At 39.2% G+C, this 18518-nt stretch carries 13 protein-coding genes and 3 tRNA genes; all 16 read left to right on the top strand.

The features are described from left to right. The first annotated feature begins 13 nt into the window (after window positions 1-13). The 16 genes from smpB (at window position 14) to G7084_RS06970 (ending at window position 18482) form a co-directional block, all read left to right on the top strand. Window positions 14-487, top strand: coding sequence for an SsrA-binding protein SmpB (smpB, locus tag G7084_RS07045; protein WP_166011291.1), 474 nt, complete (start codon window positions 14-16; stop codon window positions 485-487). A gap of 287 nt (window positions 488-774) precedes the next feature. Further along, entirely contained in the window at window positions 775-2235 is a 1461-nt protein-coding gene (locus tag G7084_RS07040) for a peptide MFS transporter (RefSeq protein WP_166011289.1), read from the top strand. 173 nt (window positions 2236-2408) lie between these two features. Continuing rightward, the gene (locus G7084_RS07035; protein ID WP_166011288.1) at window positions 2409-2867 is read left to right on the top strand and encodes a GNAT family N-acetyltransferase; all 459 of its coding nucleotides are present in this window, start codon (window positions 2409-2411) and stop codon (window positions 2865-2867) included. 26 nt (window positions 2868-2893) lie between these two features. Continuing rightward, window positions 2894-3310: a hypothetical protein gene (locus G7084_RS07030; RefSeq protein ID WP_166011286.1), complete on the top strand. Its 417-nt coding sequence runs from the start codon at window positions 2894-2896 to the stop codon at window positions 3308-3310. 244 nt (window positions 3311-3554) lie between these two features. Further along, complete coding sequence (locus G7084_RS07025; protein WP_166011284.1) at window positions 3555-4598, top strand: C45 family autoproteolytic acyltransferase/hydrolase; 1044 nt, start codon at window positions 3555-3557, stop codon at window positions 4596-4598. Between the two features lie 267 nt (window positions 4599-4865). Further along, entirely contained in the window at window positions 4866-5066 is a 201-nt protein-coding gene (locus G7084_RS07020; RefSeq protein WP_166011282.1) for a cold-shock protein, read from the top strand. A 307-nt stretch (window positions 5067-5373) separates the two neighbouring features. Next, window positions 5374-8061 carry a cation-translocating P-type ATPase gene (locus G7084_RS07015; RefSeq protein WP_166011279.1) on the top strand — a complete coding sequence of 896 codons (2688 nt, stop codon included), beginning with the start codon at window positions 5374-5376 and terminating at the stop codon, window positions 8059-8061. A gap of 147 nt (window positions 8062-8208) precedes the next feature. Beyond that, window positions 8209-8652 (top strand): hypothetical protein, encoded by a 444-nt coding sequence (locus G7084_RS07010; RefSeq protein WP_166011277.1) that lies wholly within the window; start codon window positions 8209-8211, stop codon window positions 8650-8652. 2 nt (window positions 8653-8654) lie between these two features. Then, the gene (locus G7084_RS07005) at window positions 8655-10847 is read left to right on the top strand and encodes a Tex family protein (protein ID WP_166011275.1); all 2193 of its coding nucleotides are present in this window, start codon (window positions 8655-8657) and stop codon (window positions 10845-10847) included. A 61-nt stretch (window positions 10848-10908) separates the two neighbouring features. Next, window positions 10909-10992 (top strand) — tRNA-Leu (locus tag G7084_RS07000). 186 nt (window positions 10993-11178) lie between these two features. Beyond that, entirely contained in the window at window positions 11179-12516 is a 1338-nt protein-coding gene (locus tag G7084_RS06995; protein WP_166011273.1) for an HAD-IC family P-type ATPase, read from the top strand. 63 nt (window positions 12517-12579) lie between these two features. Next, window positions 12580-12669 (top strand) — tRNA-Ser (locus G7084_RS06990). Between the two features lie 9 nt (window positions 12670-12678). After that, window positions 12679-12752: transfer RNA gene (locus G7084_RS06985), tRNA-Met, on the top strand. Between the two features lie 158 nt (window positions 12753-12910). Beyond that, entirely contained in the window at window positions 12911-14458 is a 1548-nt protein-coding gene (locus tag G7084_RS06980; protein ID WP_166011271.1) for an HAD family hydrolase, read from the top strand. Between the two features lie 189 nt (window positions 14459-14647). Next, the gene (rny, locus tag G7084_RS06975) at window positions 14648-16210 is read left to right on the top strand and encodes a ribonuclease Y (RefSeq protein ID WP_166011269.1); all 1563 of its coding nucleotides are present in this window, start codon (window positions 14648-14650) and stop codon (window positions 16208-16210) included. A gap of 229 nt (window positions 16211-16439) precedes the next feature. Further along, on the top strand, window positions 16440-18482 hold the full coding sequence (locus G7084_RS06970) for a penicillin-binding transpeptidase domain-containing protein (protein ID WP_166011267.1): 2043 nt from the start codon (window positions 16440-16442) through the stop codon (window positions 18480-18482). Window positions 18483-18518 lie beyond the last annotated feature (36 nt).

Below are 18518 nucleotides of genomic sequence, written 5' to 3'. Positions count from 1 at the left end.
TAGGAGGTTGTTGATGGCAAAACCTAAAAAAAATACTCAACAATATTTAGCGACGAATAATAAAGCTCGTTATAATTATGCTATTGGAGCGACTTATGATGCAGGGATGGCACTCACGGGAACGGAGATTAAATCCGTGCGCGCAGGCCAGATGACCATTGCCGATGGTTTTGTTCAGATTCGACATGGAGAGGCTTGGTTGGACAATGTTAATATTGCCCCTTACGCACAGGGAAATCAATTTAATCATGAACCATTGCGCCCCCGGCGGTTGTTGTTACATAAACGTGAATTACAACAATTAGAGCGATCATCCTCTGAAGCGGGGGTGACGATTGTCCCTTTGAAAGTTTATTTGAAACATGGTTTCGCAAAAATTTTAATCGGTGTGGGGACGGGTAAACGACGGTTTGATAAACGTGAAACTATTAAAAAACGTGATCAAGATCGGGATCTGCAACGTAAATTTAAGGGCAGTATTCGGTAGGCTAAATTTAAATCGAAAAAAAGCATTAATCCATCAACCTGGATTAATGCTTTTTTTATTTAATGAATAAGACGTTAATAAATTAAAGATTAGTGGTTTATGTGAAAGAATCTTATTTAATATTTATGGGCTAATCGGTGTAAATAAGGCGTTTTTGCACGTAAAATGAGAAACATTTTCGGGTTATACTAATTTTATACTTGTAAAATAGAATAGTTGTTGCTAAAATGAGAACATTATTAAAAACGGAGTTTGATAATTATTAATTACATAAAGGATGGGAACGTATGGATACTGAACAAAAACAAGAAAAGAAATTTTTTGGACAACCAATTGGTTTGTCAACGTTATTTATGACAGAAATGTGGGAACGTTTTTCTTATTATGGAATGCGAGCCATTTTACTGTATTATATGTGGCATTTGATTGCGACAGGTGATTTAAATATAACTAAGGCCGTAGCTGCTTCAATTATGGCGATATATGCTTCGATGGTCTATTTGACCGGGGCCCTAGGTGGGTATTTGGCTGATCGAATTCTGGGTTCGAGGCGAGCGGTCTTCATTGGTGGAATTTTCATCATGTTTGGACATATCGTTTTGTCATTGCCGTTTGGAGCGAGTGCTTTATTTACGTCGATTGCCTTAATTATAATTGGAACCGGACTTTTGAAGCCCAATATTTCATCAATGGTTGGCTCACTATATCGTCCTGAAGATCGACGGCGAGATGCAGGATTCTCAATTTTTGTCTTTGGAATTAATTTAGGATCATTCATTGCACCACTATTGGTTGGTTGGACTCAGCAAAATGCTGGTTATCATCCGGCTTTCGGGTTGGCCGCGATTGGAATGTTCTTAGGATTGGTTCAATATTACATCGGTGGTAAGAAAAATTTACCAAAGGATGGTTTAAAGCCAACTGACCCGCTAGAAGCGCATGAAGTCAAGCCCTTGATTATTAAAACAATTTTAGGGATTGTAGCCTTAGGGATTATCTTATTTGTGATGACGATGATGGGTTGGAATGATATTACTGACTATATTAACTTGTTAACGTTTATTGCGGTACTAGTACCTATTTATTACTTTGTACAGATGCTTTCATCAAAGAAAGTGACTAGCAAAGAACGTTCACGAGTTTTGGCCTATATTCCGCTGTTTTTGGGAGCCGTCTTGTTTTGGGCCTTGGAAGAACAGGGATCTGTAGTATTGGCGACGTTTGCGGAAACACGAACGCTACATTCATGGTTCCCGGCAGCCTGGTTCCAGTCTTTGAATCCATTCTTCATTATGTTGTATACTCCATTCTTTGCAACGATGTGGACCCGTTGGCGTAAAAATGCGCCTTCGTCACCGATGAAATTTGCGGTCGGATTGATCTTTGCTGGGGCGTCTTTCTTGTTACTAGCTATTCCGGGTAGTCTTTGGGGAACTGCAACTCGCGTTTCACCATTATGGTTGTTGGGTTCGTGGGCTTTGATCATCTTTGGAGAAATGTTAATTTCACCAGTCGGCCTTTCGGTTACCACTAAATTAGCACCGCGAGCATTTAACTCGCAGATGATGTCACTCTGGTTCTTAGCTGCGGCAGCTGGATCAGCATTGAATGCACAATTTGTTGGTTTGTACACTCCGAAAACCGAAGTTGCATACTTCTTGCTCTTTGGAATCGCAGCAGTTGTTTTGGGAATTATTATGATGTTCCTTGTTAAAATGGTCATTCGTCTCATGGACGGAGTCGATTAATTAAATTTTTTAAGGTAACTTAGGCCATTTGAAATGGTTTGGGTTACCTTTTTTAGAGTTGGAAGCGTGGGAATATGAATAGTTGTTGTACGAGTAGTTAAAAACAATTAAAATTGATTTTAAAAGAAACTAGAATATGAAATATTTGTCATTTTGGCATGGAGGACTTAAAAATGAATCAAGCAGATCGCTTTAAACTTGAAATTAAGCAGACGTCGTCATTAACAGCCCTTGAGTTGCTGGAAATTATGCAGGCACGGGTTGCGGTTTTTGTGGTGGAACAAGATTGTCCGTATCAAGAAATCGATGCTAAGGATGAAGCTGCATGGCACGTAATTTTAAAAGAAGAAGACAAAATGGTGGCTTACGCCCGCATTGTAGGTCATGACGATGGAGTATCAATTAGCTTTGGTCGAGTGCTAGTAGTTAAACCTTACCGACAAATGCATCTCGGCCGAACCATCGTTATGGCAGCTTTAACAGAGATTGAGGAACGTTTCCCAGAAAAGACAGTTAAAATTGCAGCTCAAGAATATTTACGTAAATTTTATGAAACCTTTGGCTTTAAAGCGCAATCGGAAGTTTACTTGGAAGATGGGATTCCGCACCTAGATATGATTTTAGAAAAATAAAAAATATTTAAGTTGAGGTTGAAAAAATGATCAGTTATCAAAATTTTATTGATGGATCTGGTGGACTAGTTTATTTGGCAACATCGGTCCAAGCAGTTCCGAGTGTTAGAGTTGTTTCATTTGGGGTAGATCCACACGATGAAAGTACATGGTATATTTATTCGATGGATCCGGCTAGCCCCAAGACGGTTGAACTAGCGCAAAACGAAAATGTAGCGATTGTGACAGCCGTCGATCTTAAGAGTGGGATGCGGATTAATTCCAATCATGTTACGATGAGACCATCGAATAAGCAGTGGTCAGATGTACAAAATATTTTTGCAGCTGATTCTGGGTTTATCCGGGCGCATCATCCTGAAAGTGAACGCTTGTATGAGTTGCACTTTAGCTCATTAGTTCTGGAAACCTATAAGCCCAGCGAAAGAAGAATTATTGAATTTTAGATAGAGTTAATAAATCGGAATATTGGATCTATCGGAGAGCCTCCGAGGGATCCTTTTTTTATTGGGAAGAACGCAATTAACGAAGAACTTTGATTAAAAAAATATTTCTTTTTCGAAATAAAAGTCTTATAATTTTAAATATTGATGAATGGCCTTTATCAGATTAATGTACAAAAAATTGTTTAATAATTATTTTATTCTATGAATTTAATCAATCGAATTAAAAATAAACTGGAGTGTTTTGATGAAAAAAATATTAATGTGGTGTGGTTTATTATTATTAATTTTAGTTGTTGGGGGCGGTCTTTTGCTTCGAAATGAATTGACCACTTTAGCGACGATGAAAAAAATTAATAATAAGCCGTTTTATGAGATGAATTACCGAGGTGACTATGCACTGGATAAACTGTTAAAGAAGGGAGTGAATAACGATCAAGAATTAGCCGATTTTGCGACGGGGCAATTATTACACGGATTACCTGTTAAGATTAAAGTGCCCAATTTGGGATGTACTACCTTTAATGCTAAAACACCCGAAGGCAAGGCCACCTTTGCTCGTAATTTGGATCTGGATGATGCGCCAGTGATGGTGGTTCGAACGAAGCCTAAAAATGCTTATGAAAGTATTTCGGTGGTCGATCCAGGGTTGTTGGGGATCAAATCTAATGAAATGAATCAACCAATGGCGCGCCTAATGACATTGGTGGCACCATACATCCCCCTCGATGGGTTGAACGAAAAAGGGTTAAGTGCGGCAGTATTAGAGTTAGATGGACCAACGACAAACCAGCAAACCGATAAGCCGGGGATTAACACGAGTGTAGCAATTCGAATGATATTAGATAAAGCCAAGACAACCGATGAAGCAGTTAAATTACTTGAAAAATATGATATGCATAGTTCAGCCAAAGCGACTTACCATTTTCAAATTGCCGATCGGCAAGGTAAAAGTGTAATTGTCGAGTATATTAATAATAAGATGCAGGTGCTGCCGGCTGATAAGAGCTATCAAGTAGCAACTAATTTTTATTTAAGTCCCGATAAATATAATCAAGGTTCAGGACAAGACCGCTACGCGATTGCTAGTCAGCAACTAGAAGCGAAAAAAGGCATTTTAACTCCGCAAGCGTCGATGAATATTCTACAAGCAGCGCATTTAGATACAAAAGAACCGAATGGAAAAGTGTTAGCGACTCAGTGGAGTGCAGTTTATGAACAGGATAAGTTAAGGCTTAATATTGCAGTTGGACATAATTATAAGCAGATATATCATTTTAATGTACATTGAGTTAACATAATGTAGAAATGTAGTTTAAAGTTGTACAAGGATAAAAAGCTTTCATATTACATTTGCACCTTAGAATATTAGAAAGAAAAAACGAAAAAATAAATATTTTATAATTAAATTTGATTTAAATGTATCTTTCTCTAGATGATGGTGTTATAATAATTTACAGAGTTAAAAAGCAATTTTGTTTTATGTTTTACCAAATGTATGGCACATTGATTTTTGATTTAATTTTTATTATGGCAAGTGCCAAGGAGGTTTCATAACATGGAACAAGGAACAGTAAAATGGTTTAACGCAGACAAGGGATTTGGATTTATCGAACGCGAAAATGGTGGAGATGTATTCGTACACTTCTCAGCTATCCAAACTGATGGTTTCAAGTCATTGGACGAAGGACAAAAAGTTAACTTTGACGTTGAAGAAGGAGCTCGCGGATTGCAAGCTGTTAACGTTACTAAGGACTAATTTTTAGTTGTTAGCTGAAAAAAGGCACACATTGTGTGTCTTTTTTTTGTTTAAATTCATTAAATTTGAAGAAATTAAAAGTTCCCGTAGGCCCAGGTTTTATGATAAAATTAGGATGTTAAATTAATTATAAAATCATGAGGGAGTAACGGCGAACTTTGGTTTGCGGTCCCACCGTCAACAAGGACAGTTAGACTGTTCCGGTGGTCCTTAAATTGTGAGACTCGTGGTGACTTGTTTAAATGTCACTACGGGTCTCTTTTTATATTAATTATTAATTGAGGAATGGACTTAGGAGGGTTATTTTATGCATGATGATGGAATTCAAAAGCCGTTATATCAAAGGACGACGCAAGAAGTTGAGTCTGACCTAAAGGCTGATATAGTGAATGGTTTGACGGGGAGCGATGCTGAGCAACGTTTAGAAGAGATAGGACCGAACCAATTAAAGGCTACTAAGAAAACAACATTATTTCAAAAATTTTTGAATCAGTTTAAAGATTTTATGATTGTAGTGTTGTTAGTGGCTGCATTAATTGCAGGTCTTACGGGAGAAGTGGCTGATGCACTGATCATTTTAGCCGTGGTGATTTTGAATGCTGTTTTTGGGGTATACCAAGAAGCAAAAGCAGATGAAGCTATTGAGGCGTTGCAGAAAATGTCTGCCCCAAATGCGAATGTTCGGCGTGATGGGGTGATTATGACATTGCCGGCGAGTGAACTGGTTCCTGGTGATATTGTTGCCTTGGAGGCAGGAGATGTGATTCCAGCTGATATGCGTTTGCTGGAGTCTGCATCATTGAAAATCGAAGAAGCAGCCCTTACTGGAGAGTCTGTACCGGTTGAAAAGCAGACCAGGGCTTTAACTGGGACCGATTTACCTTTGGGCGATCGGACTAATTTGGCTTTCATGAATTCAAATGTTACTTATGGCCGTGGCCTAGGAATCATTACAGGCACGGGAATGTCAACTGAAGTTGGTCATATTGCAGGAATGTTGGAATCAACAGAGGCAACTAAGACACCCTTACAAGTTAATTTATCAAAATTAGGAAAGTCGTTGACCTACTTAATTTTAATTATTGCCGTGGTGGTATTCATTGTTGGTATGTTAAGAACTCCAGAGACAGCGAGTGGTAATCGATTGGTTGATATGTTGCTAACAGCTATTTCGTTAGCCGTAGCCGCTATTCCAGAAGGGTTACCCGCAATTGTGACTATTACATTAGCATTGGGAACTAATCAGTTAGCTAAAAAACATGCTTTGATGCGCAAGTTGCCCGCCGTGGAAACGCTCGGTTCAACGCAAATTATTGGTTCCGATAAGACGGGAACGTTAACGCAAAATAAGATGACTGTCGAAAAATACTATGTTGATCAAAATTTGATTGATGCGCCAACTCCAGTGACTGGTTCGGCCGAGCAATTGGCTGATTTGATGGCGCTAAATAATGATACTAAAATTAATACTGATGGAGACAAATTGGGTGATCCGACTGAGACGGCTTTAATCACATTTAATGAAAGTCAGCATCGTAATTTAAAACAATTATTTGAAAATAATCCTCGGGTTGCAGAAATTCCGTTTGATTCAGAACGGAAATTAATGACAACGATTCATCCACACGTTGATCAATTTATGATTACGGTTAAAGGGGCGCCGGATGAATTGTTACGCCGGACCACGCATCGCTTAGATCATGATCAGACCGTGATGATGGAGATCGCAGATAAGGATGCAATTGGGGCAGTTAATGTGGCGATGGCCCAAGATGCTTTACGAGTGCTCGGGTTTGCTTATAAGTTGGTGGATGAAATTCCAACCAAACTTGAGTCAGATTTAGTGGAAAACGATTTGATCTTTGTTGGAATGATTGGAATGATTGATCCTGAGCGACCTGAAGTCGCCGGTGCGGTCGCGGAAGCTAAAAAGGCTGGAATTCGTACTTTGATGATCACGGGTGATCATAAAATTACAGCGGAGGCGATTTCTCGCCGTTTGGGAATTTTGAGTTCCGAACAAGGTAGTGATGCAGTCATTACGGGACGTGAACTAGATCAATTAGATGATGCTACATTTAAAGCTCGGGTATCACAATATAGCGTCTATGCGCGTGTAGCTCCCGAACACAAAGTTAGAATTGTCAAAGCGTGGCAATCGCAAGGACAAGTAGTTGCCATGACTGGTGATGGAGTCAATGATGCGCCGGCCTTGAAAACGGCTGATATTGGTGTAGCGATGGGAATTACGGGGACTGAGGTTTCAAAGGGAGCGGCGGATATGGTGCTTGCTGATGATAATTTTGCAACCATTGTCAATGCCGTAGAAGAAGGGCGTAAAGTCTTTTCTAATATTCAAAAATCAATTCAATATCTTCTTTCAGCTAACTTAGGTGAAGTATTGACCTTGTTTGTTATGACGATCATGGGTTGGAATATTTTGGCGCCAGTGCATATCCTTTGGATTAACTTAGTTACTGATACATTACCAGCAATTGCTCTGGGGATGGAGCCGGTCGAACCCGGAATCATGGAACGTAAGCCGCGAGGTCGAAACAGCGATTTCTTGTCCAATGGGCTTGGAAGTACGATTATCTATCAGGGATTAATTGAAGGTTTAATTACATTAGGTGTATATTGGTATGCAATCAATTTCCCAGTCCATGCTAGTGTGGGCGCCGCACATGCGGACGCCCTAACAATGGCATTTGCAACATTGGGATTAATTCAGTTATTCCATGCCTTTAATACTAAATCAATTTATCAATCAATATTTACAGTTGGGGTATTTAAAAATAAGACCTTCAATTGGGCTATTGTAATTGCTGCATTGGCTCTGGCCGTTACGATTGTGATGCCTGGATTAAATGACATTTTCCATGTAACACACTTGGATTGGCATCAATGGCTCTTAGTTTTGGGATCATCTTTGGCGATTGTTCCAATTGTCGAGATTATTAAATTCATCCAACGTCGTAGTATGCATAAGCAATAATCATGTATAATATAGAAGCTGTGTTATCATGTCGGCTTTGATGCAAAAACTTGAATTACAGCGATTGGTCCAAGGAGGACTGATCGCTGTATTCTTTTAATTCATCAAGTTGTTATGGAAAATTTAAAAGCAAATGGAGAAACTAAAATGGTTAAAAAAATGTTTGCAAATCCACGCGAGTATGTAATGCAATTATCACAACTGGTACAAACTACTGAAGAGAGTGGCACAAATGTAGCTGAATATTTTGAAAAAATTCGTGCGGCGTTAGATCAAGAGCAAGTGGATGCAATGCCAAAGGCTGAATTTGCAGAAATCTCGGTGGAATTTGATGACGTAGTCGAAATTTATCAACAAGTGGCCCAAGATCTAGATAGAATGAAAGCTCCGGTACGTTTAATTGGCGTTCATGGTGCAATGCAAAAGACTTTCCGTGCGTATTATGAAGCAACCGTTGTCATGGCAAAATCATTAGATGTTAATAATCAACAAGTGGACGTAGTAGCATTTGATCAATCAGAAAAAGACCAAGATCAATTGATGGAAGAATTTATGAAACAAGTGCGGCGCGCTTTCCAAATGGTAATGTAAAAATGACGAATATATCAATTCCAGAATTAGATTTGGTCACCGGGATTGCATCTGAATTAGATCTTCCAAAATCAAAAATTAAAGCCACCACAGATTTGCTTCAGGATGGTAATACTGTCCCGTTTATCGCGCGTTATCGAAAAGAAGCCACAGGTAATTTAGATGAAGTGCAAATTCGGGATATTCAGGCTAGTAGTAAACGATTAGAAGATTTACAAGCGCGTAAGTTAACGGTTCAAAAGGCGCTTGTTGAACAGAAAGTTTGGAGCTCAGCTCTGGCGGAACGTTTGGTCGCTGCTGATAATTTACAACAGGTTGAAGATTTTTATTTGCCATATAAGCAAAAACGTAGAACGAAGGCTACGATCGCAAAAGAGGCCGGCTTAATGCCGTTTGCACAAAAAATTCAAAGCTTCCCGAAAGATGATTTAAGTCAACTTGCCCAGACCTATGTAGATGCTAAAAAAGGATTGCCAGATATTACGGCTGTTTTTAATGGCGTTCATGAAATTTTTGCCGAAGTGATCGGTGAGAATGCAGGTCTTCGTGAATGGATTCGAAATTTCACACAACAAAATGGAACTATCCAGGCCAAGCTTAAACGCGGGGCTGACGATATGGATCCGAAAGATGTTTATGCGCTCTATTATGACTTTAGTCAGAAGGTCAAACAAGTACAGAATCATCAAATCCTGGCCATGAATCGGGGCGAAAAAGCGGGCGTGCTTTCAGTTGGGTTAGATATTGATCAGTTAGCAATTGAGCGCTATCTAAAATTCCGGTTAGTGGGTAGTAAGCAAGGTGCAGCTGCTGATATTTTAGTACGGGCGGCAAACGATGCCTATAAGCGGTTTATTGGTCCAGCGATTGAGCGTGAAGTGCGCAAGCAATTAACGACAGTCGCTAGCCAAGATGCGATTAATGTTTTTGGTAAAAATTTGTATCACCTCCTAATGGGGGCTCCGCTACGTGGACAAGTTGTTTTGGGATTTGACCCAGGAATTCGAACGGGATCGAAGCTTGCAGTTGTAGACCCAAATGGTAAATTTTTGGAAAAAGCGGTTATATATCCGCACCGGGCCGCTAAGTTTGATCCAGCGGGTGCCAAAAAGGTGATTATTAGCTTAGTACAAAAGTATCATGTAACTTTGGTTGCAATCGGAAATGGAACAGCGTCGCGTGAATCACAGCAATTTATTGCGGATTTGATTAAAACGGATTTGCCAGATTTGAAATATGTAGTGGTAAATGAGGCGGGGGCCTCGGTTTATTCAGCCTCTGATATTGCACGAGCTGAGTTCCCAGATCTGCAGGTTGAACAACGTTCGGCCATTTCAATTGCACGACGGCTCCAAGACCCGATGGCTGAGTTGATTAAAATTGATCCACAAGCCGTGGGAGTTGGGCAATATCAGCATGATTTACCTACCAAAGAATTAACGGAACAGTTGGATCAGGTCTTAGAGACATCAGTTAATCAGGTGGGGGTTAATTTAAATACTGCCTCACCGCAATTACTCATGCATATTGCGGGTTTGACTAAGACTACTGCTCAAAATATTATTGCCTATCGTGATAATAATGGAGCTTTTCAAACGAGAAATGAGCTGAAAAAAGTTGCTAAATTAGGACCGAAGGCGTTTGAGCAAGCAGCAGGCTTTTTAAGAATTCCCAGTGGTAAAAATAGTTTGGACAATACAGAAATTCACCCAGAATCGTATCAAGTGGCCAAGGAAATATTAAAGCGGGTTACAAGTAACGATGAGGATGAACGCATGCTTCAATTAGAAGCATTAACGACAACTACGATCGCGCAAGAACTGGGAATTGGACTACCCACGCTCCAAGATATTATTGATGCCTTAAAGCATCCTGGACGCGACCTCAGAGATCAAGCGACTAGTGCGGTCTTAAGATCAGATGTGCTAACGCTAAAAGATTTAAAACCGGGGATGGAGTTGCAGGGGACAGTCCGTAATGTTGTCGACTTTGGGGCATTCGTTGATATCGGGGTCCATGAAGATGGGTTGATTCATATTAATGAGATGGTAAAAAATAAGCATTCGCGACATAAAGTTAATCCACACGAGCAGGTGGCAGTTGGTGATATTATCACAGTTTGGGTTAAAGAAGTTGACTTGAAGCGTGAGCGGATTGGGTTAACTTTGTTTTCAGAGAATCTGGTGGAAAAGTAACGCTTGAAACTATATTACCAATTTGGTATGATTAGCTGTGTTAATTATTAACACGGCTTATGCGGACGTGGCGGAATTGGCAGACGCGCAGGACTAAGGATCCTGTGATAGAAATATCGTGCGGGTTCGACCCCCGCCGCCCGCATCAAATTAAGATTAAACCTCTGGTAAATCAACTGAAATGTTGATTTACCGGGGGTTTAATTTTTTGGAAAGTTTTTAATGATGTTTTATATTAAATTTGATTGGATACCTAAATAATCAGCGGGAAATAACCCAAAAAATATATTTTACTATATAATTAATAGATAATAATGATAGGAGGACTGGTATGCATAAACGTAATTTGGATAATTGGTTTAAGAAAATGACTGCGTTTAGGCATATCAGTCGAATTAATGAAAAATCACCAGAACAAGAAGTGATCCCGACGACGAAAGCTTTAAATCAACGTGCTTCACTGGATTTAAAACCAGATATTACTAGTCGCATGTTGTGGGTCTGGTTAATTGTAATTTGGTGTTTGTGGGGGCTTATGATTTGGGGGTTTTACACATTCCAAAATAGCGTAGGTAATCGCCAATCTATCGGAGGTTGGTTGGGTTTAGTTATTTGTAGTACCATTTCATTTGTCCTGATTTATTATATTAATCTGAAATTAATTCAGCATAAAACAATTCAGATTGGAAAGCGACTCAACATCGAATTTAAGAATCAGCAAGTGATTGGTCGTTTTTTTAAATTAGATTATGCCATTTTAGATAAGACAGGCACTTTAACCGAGCCAGCCGCTCGGGTGAGAGAAATCGTCTTGGCTGATCCAAAAACACGGTCAACAATATTTTCGATTTTAGAAAGTTTAGAACAACAATCAAAACACCCGGTAGCACGTGGAATTATAATGTATTTACAGACCCAAAAATTTCAGCGAGTCGATTTGCAGCTAGTGCAGAGCCGAAAAATCGAAGCGGGGATCTGGGGACGCTTTGTTGAGGATGAATATGCTTTATTGAGTCGGGCCGCCGTGCGCCAATTAGGAATCGAACCAACTGTGAAGGCTGATGGAATGATGATGTGTTATTTGGTGCAAGCTCAGCAAAAGATTGTAGCTTCAATCGTTTTGGAAGAACAGATTCGTCAATCGGCTCCGGGATTAATTCAGCAGTTTAGAAATCAGCGAGTGGTGACAGTGATGGCTACCGGTGATAATGATAGTAATGCCAATCGAATTGGTCAGGTGTTAGAGATCGATGTTATTGCCGCAGATCTTACCAGTCATTCAAAGGGGGATCTGGTAAAGGCGTATCAGCAAAATGGTCGAGTGCTTTTTGTTGGGGATGGCGATAATGATTATCTAGCATTACAATTGGCTGACTTTTCAATTGGATTGATGCATAATAAGCAACAAACGCTCGGGGCGATGACGGATGTTCAAATTCAAGCGGATCATTTAAGTCTGGTGCAAGCCAGTTTGGAATTAATGCAACAAGCGCTGATTAAGAAATGGTTGAGTTTATGCTCTTGGGGGGTGTATTGGGGTATGATGATATATGCCATCCAACAATTAGATGTGAGTGGTATGAATCTTTCAATTATTTATATTGGACTGGGCCTATTAATTGGTAGCTTCCAAGTCATTAATTTTAAACTTTGGAAAACTCGAGTATAAATAATTGTTTGACATAACGTTATGAAACTGTTAATATTAAATATGTTGATTAATCAACTATTTGGAGAATTACCCAAGTCTGGCTGAAGGGAACGGTCTTGAAAACCGTCAGGTCGGGAAACCGGCGCGTGGGTTCGAATCCCACATTCTCCTTTATATTATCGCGGGATGGAGCAGTCTGGTAGCTCGTCGGGCCCATAACCCGAAGGTCGTAGGTTCAAATCCTGCTCCCGCAATTAACTAGAACTGAGTTTATTATAAGCTCAGTTTTTTTGTGTTTAAAAACTTAAAAAGCTTATGATTTGGTAAGGTTTGTGAATGGTACGGTTTCAATACAAAGACCTTTGCTATACTTTAGTTACATTTTATAAAATTTATGATGGGAGTATTGCAGATGAATTTTAAATATTTGCGATATATAATTATCGCCATTTTATTAGCACTATTAACTGGAATTATTGCACCAATTTTAACTACATACGTCCAAACTATGAATATAGATCGACGATATGTCTACTTAATGGTAATGATAATTGGAATCATATTTTGGGTTTTCTTGGGAACTAGTATCGTGCGTTATCTGCGACAAAGTGAGCAACGATTAATTAGTTCGTGGCATGAAGTTTTGACAGCATTGATAAGTTGGGGATTTGCATGTGGAGTGGCCTTATATAAAGCGCCTGCTCAGACGTGGATCGTGGTCCCTTTGACTTTATTTGGTACGGCGATTTTATTAGGGTCCTTGGCATTATTTCAGCCAATTAATTTAGATCATGAAAGTGCTACTGATCAAAGAAATAGTAAAAGACTACGTTGGCTACTAACATTAGTTACAATCATTGGCTTGGTATTAGGGACACTAACAGTTAACCTCATGGCAGGGTTGCTGATTGCAACAACCGTTTTATTAATTGCTGATCCGAAGTGGCCCACTGTTTTAATTCGATATCAACGTCAATTGTTACAAGATCGTTTACGTGAAAACGGAATTGTGGTCAATGATTGGACAATTTTAAATCGCCTACCAGGGATTAAGAGTATTTTGTTAGAAAAGTCAGGGGTTTTGACTGAACCCGTTGCCAGTATTTATTCTGTGAAAAGTGTTGATGATCGTTATAGCGATCATGATGTCATTGGAATTGCGGCTGGATTATTAAGAAATTTTGCGAGTCCACTTTCGAGTGGGTTTGCGAAATATGCAGCTGACCAAGAGATTGATGCTAGCGAAGTATCTGAGCCAGAAAAAATTGCTTTGATTGGTGTTTCTGGCGTGATTCATCAAGAACGTTTTGCAGTTATTTCAGCCCGTGAAGCCTTGAAGAATTACGCGGTTAGCGCGGAAGTATTAGCAAACTACCAAGCCATTGGCAACTCTGTCTCATATATCGTTGATGGTATCCAAGTCATTGGAATTATTAACTATGGTACGCCATTGAAATACTCGCTTCTAGAAATTGATCGGATGTTAGTGAAGCGGGGAATTCGAACGCAAATTATTTCGGCCGATGCGATGGGCTCAGTCCATGGTTTAACTGAAATGTTTCAAAGTGCAAGCTATGTGAAAGCTGGATTGAGTCCTAAGGATAAAACCTTAATGCAAATGACAGCCTTACAAACTGAAGATTCAATGTTTATAACTAATCAGCAGATACCACATGGAATGCCGGACCGAATTATGATGGAGGTTGGGGACAGTCTTCCGATTGTTGATGCTCAACTAAAAGATTTAGAACAATTGGAAGTAGTTTTGAAAGCGGCTGATAAACTCACGTATCTTAATCAAAGGCATTTACGTTGGTTGAATGTAGGCATAATGTTTCTTATCTTAATGGGGCTCCTGATAGGGGTTGGTCTCGGAAATTGGATCATTCTTGCTCCGATTATAGCTGTGGTCATCCGATTAGTAGTTGTGGCATTTTTGATGTATCAAATGCGTGATTAAAAAGTTCTAAAATGAAAAATAAGATTGGTCTGTAAAGCGACCAGTCTTATTTTTTTAATCTTTCAACAATTGTTACAATTCATTGACACAAATTAATAAAACAGATAAAATTAAAAGGTGTTAAAAAGCGCAAATTTAATAATTTATAAATAAGTTGAAACCAATTAACTTACTAGACAGGAGTCAATGATGAACATCACTATGATCATCCTGGCGTCGCTTGTCGCAATCGTAATTGGGTATAGTTTTGGACACATTTTTACTCGGACTAAGATTGAAAATGATTTGAAACAAACCCGTCAAACTGCAAATGATATCACGAATCAAGCACAAGTGGATGCGAAGGCCTTAAAACAAAGTGCCATTGTTGAAGCGCGTGATGAAAGCCAACAATACCAAGCGAAAATTGAGGGAGAATTACAGGAACGTCGTCAAGCCGTTTTAGCCCAAGAAGAACGTTTGGTAAGTCGTGAATCTGTCTTAGATCGGAAAGACGCCTCACTGCAAAAGCGTGAGGAGTCAATTTCTGAAAAAGAAAACAAACTTGATCAACAGCGCCAAAGTGTGAAGGATAAGCAAAATTATGCTGAGCAATTGGTTGAGGATCGTGAAGCAAAGTTAGTTGAAGTGGCCGAAATGGACCGTACTGATGCTAAATCTTTGATTTTAACGGAAACAAAGGAATCCCTAGTTTCTGAACGAGCCAAATTGATTAAGGAAAGTGAACAGGAGGCCGTTACTGAAGCTGATAAAAAGGCTAAAAGTTTGGTCGTTCAAGCAATTCAACGTTCGGCGGCTGATATGGTCGCTGAATCAACTGTCTCAGTTGTCGCCCTACCAAACGATGATATGAAGGGTCGTATCATTGGTCGAGAAGGTCGTAACATCCGGGCAATTGAAACTTTGACTGGAATTGATTTAATTATTGATGATACTCCAGAAGCAGTTGTGTTGAGTGGTTATGATCCAGTTCGCCGTGAAATTGCTAAGCGTGCTTTAGAGGCATTAATTTCTGATGGTCGGATTCATCCGGCTCGAATTGAAGAGATGGTGGAAAAAGCACGAAAAGAAATGGACGAACATATTCGTGAAGTTGGAGAACAGACGGTCTTTGACCTTGGTCTCCACAATATTCATCCAGATTTAATCAAAACGATTGGTCGGATGAATTATCGAACAAGTTACGGTCAAAATGTCTTAGTACATTCGATAGAAGTTGCAAAACTAACCGGCTTGTTGGCAGCTGAGTTAGATGAAGATATTACGCTTGCTAAGCGCGCAGGATTATTACACGATATTGGTAAGGCGATTGATCATGAAGTGGATGGATCACACGTGGAACTTGGGGTGGAACTAACTACCAAGTACCATGAACGTCCGGTTGTTGTGAATGCAATTGCATCACATCATGGCGATGTTGAACCAGAGTCAATTATTGCAGTCTTAGTGGCTGCGGCAGATTCTATTTCAGCAGCGCGTCCCGGTGCTCGTTCTGAATCATTAGAGAATTACGTTCAACGTTTGCAACAACTTGAAGGAATTGCAAATGGGTTCAATGGGGTTCAAAAGACCTTTGCGATCCAAGCAGGACGTGAAATTCGCGTGATGGTTGAACCGGCGGCAATTTCAGACGTGGAAGCGACTGTCCTTGCTCGTGATATTAAGAACCAAATTGAGCATGATCTCGATTATCCCGGACACATTAAGGTGACGGTGATTAGAGAATCTCGTGCGATTGAATACGCCAAGTAAATAAGTGAGGGCTAATGGTAACTACCAATAGTCCTTTTTATTTTGCAAAAAAAATATTCGGCTGAAAATATTGGATATAGATATCTTTTAAAAATCGAGAAAAAAACTGACAATGCCATCAATCAAATTTTAATTATAGAGAATAATTATTGGTTTTATGATAAAATCAACATGTTACTGATTAAATACTTAATTTGTACGTTAATTAGGATTAGGAAGAGGTTTGACTGTGAACGATGATTTAAAGAGTGAAAAGCAAGGAATTGGGGCCAAGATTAAAAAAATTCAACATAAAAAACGCTGGATTTTAGGTGGAAGTATCGCCGTTGTGGCAATAGCCACAGGGTTGGGAGCCTTCTATTATTACAATCAAACTCAAGCTGGTCAGGCCCGGCAATTTGCGCATACATATACCGATAATTTTGCACAGAAAAAATATAGTAATTTATTAAAACATACCGATAAAGCTAGTCTAGAAGAATATGGACTAACAACTAAAGACCCATCGGCCAAAATGAAAACAAGTTTTGATTACTTAGGTGTCAAAAGTATTAAAGTAAAAGATGTTAAGACAAGTTTTAAGGGTGTTAACCGATATCAGATGACATATAACGCCGATTTAAAAACACCGGCTGGAACGATTAAAAATCAACATTATGTCGTTAATTTTACGATAAATAAAAAGCAAGCCACGGTGATCTACAATAGTAACTTGATTTTGCCTACTTTAGGGAAAGATGATCATCTAAATATTGCTAAAGATGGAGGTCAACGTGGTCAAATTTTAGATCGTAATGATAAAGTTTTGGCAGGGACAAAAGTTACGAAAGAATTAAAGATCGTACCTCAATATTTCCTAAATAATGATAAATCTATTAATCAAGATCAAGTCGATAAAGTCGCTAAAAAGTATAATGTGGCAGCGGATGAAATAATCAAAGGTATTAATGAGTACAGTGAGCATCCAGATTGGGCCTACACGGTTAAAACGCTTGGTGACGACGACTATCAAAAAGATGACGATGGAGATGGTGCTTCAATTCAGGAGAGTTACGACCGTGAGTATCCGCTGGGTGCTGCGGCAAGTCTTTTAATTGGTTATACTAGTACGGCGAACGCAGATGATGTGGCTAAGGATTCTACACTTAGTGGCAATGATATTGTGGGCCGCGCAGGCTTAGAAAGCACATACGATAAGCAATTGCGTGGAAAAGAAGCCACAAAATATCAAATTATGAATCAAAAAGGTGAAGTGAAGAAAACTGTTCTTTACCAAAAATTTCAAAAGGGTGAGAATTTGAAATTAACGATTGATGCAGATGTTCAAAAAGCAACATACGATGGATTCAATAATGTTCCTGGTTCAGCAGTTATTCAAGCTCCTAAAACGGGTGAACTCCTAGCGGTCGTTTCAACACCCTCGTATGATCCAACTACTTTGAGCTCTGATAATAACGCGGATTATCCGTTTATGGCCCGCTTTGCTAAAGGATATGCGCCAGCATCGACCTTTAAGCAGGTATCAGCAGCGATTGGCTTAAGTAAAGGAACCTTGAATCCTGAGGAAATTTTCCACATTGAGGGGACTAAATGGGCACCATATAATGTCACACGTGTGAATAGTGATACTGAGGTTAATCTAAAAACCGCTTTGCAACATTCAGATAATGTTTATTTTGCCCAACAAATGTTAAAGGTTGGTCGTGATGCTTTCCAAAAAGAGTTAACGGACAAATTTACTTTTGGACGCGATTATAAATTACCAATTACCATGAAAAAGGCATCCTTTAGTAATACTGGTAATTTGGAAGATGATAAACAATTAGTGGATAGTGCTTATGGTCAAGCACAAATGTCAGTTAATCCAATTGAGATGGTAACGATGTTCAATTTCTTAGATAATGATGGTAGTATTGTGATGCCTAAATTGGTCTTGGACGATAAAGACCCTGTTGTTATTAAGGATGTCGCTAAGTCTGATGATGTTAAAACTATTTTAGATGATGAAGTAGGAATTGTTTCTGATGCAACCGGGTATGCCCATGGCTTGTACAATGAGGGTTATAAACTTGCCGCTAAAACAGGAACTGCTGAGACTGGAAACAATAATCAAAACGCACTTGTTTCCATTCACGATTTACAAAACAATAAATTTACGGGGATTTTTGTAGTCGAAGATTCTGTGGTAAATGGAAATAATAAAAATCCACAAGCAGATGTGGTAGCTAAAAATGCAGTTGATTACCTCGAAAATACCTTTGTTAATAAATAATTTTAAGCAAACCGGAACTGTTAGACAGATCCGGTT

It is taken from the genome of Weissella coleopterorum (assembly GCF_011304355.1).
Taxonomy (GTDB): Bacteria; Bacillota; Bacilli; order Lactobacillales; family Lactobacillaceae; genus Weissella; species Weissella coleopterorum.
This window is presented reverse-complemented; position numbering and strand designations above follow the sequence as displayed.

Excerpts from the sequence above, each read along its gene's own strand:
- G7084_RS07040 (WP_166011289.1), top strand. The coding sequence starts at position 775 with ATGGATACTGAACAAAAACAAGAAAAGAAATTTTTTGGACAACCAATT.
- smpB (WP_166011291.1), top strand. The coding sequence starts at position 14 with ATGGCAAAACCTAAAAAAAATACTCAACAATATTTAGCGACGAATAAT.
- G7084_RS07015 (WP_166011279.1), top strand. The coding sequence starts at position 5,374 with ATGCATGATGATGGAATTCAAAAGCCGTTATATCAAAGGACGACGCAA.
- G7084_RS07005 (WP_166011275.1), top strand. The coding sequence starts at position 8,655 with ATGACGAATATATCAATTCCAGAATTAGATTTGGTCACCGGGATTGCA.
- G7084_RS07035 (WP_166011288.1), top strand. The coding sequence starts at position 2,409 with ATGAATCAAGCAGATCGCTTTAAACTTGAAATTAAGCAGACGTCGTCA.
- G7084_RS07020 (WP_166011282.1), top strand. The coding sequence starts at position 4,866 with ATGGAACAAGGAACAGTAAAATGGTTTAACGCAGACAAGGGATTTGGA.
- G7084_RS07010 (WP_166011277.1), top strand. The coding sequence starts at position 8,209 with ATGGTTAAAAAAATGTTTGCAAATCCACGCGAGTATGTAATGCAATTA.
- G7084_RS06995 (WP_166011273.1), top strand. The coding sequence starts at position 11,179 with ATGCATAAACGTAATTTGGATAATTGGTTTAAGAAAATGACTGCGTTT.
- G7084_RS07025 (WP_166011284.1), top strand. The coding sequence starts at position 3,555 with ATGAAAAAAATATTAATGTGGTGTGGTTTATTATTATTAATTTTAGTT.
- rny (WP_166011269.1), top strand. The coding sequence starts at position 14,648 with ATGAACATCACTATGATCATCCTGGCGTCGCTTGTCGCAATCGTAATT.
- G7084_RS07030 (WP_166011286.1), top strand. The coding sequence starts at position 2,894 with ATGATCAGTTATCAAAATTTTATTGATGGATCTGGTGGACTAGTTTAT.
- G7084_RS06980 (WP_166011271.1), top strand. The coding sequence starts at position 12,911 with ATGAATTTTAAATATTTGCGATATATAATTATCGCCATTTTATTAGCA.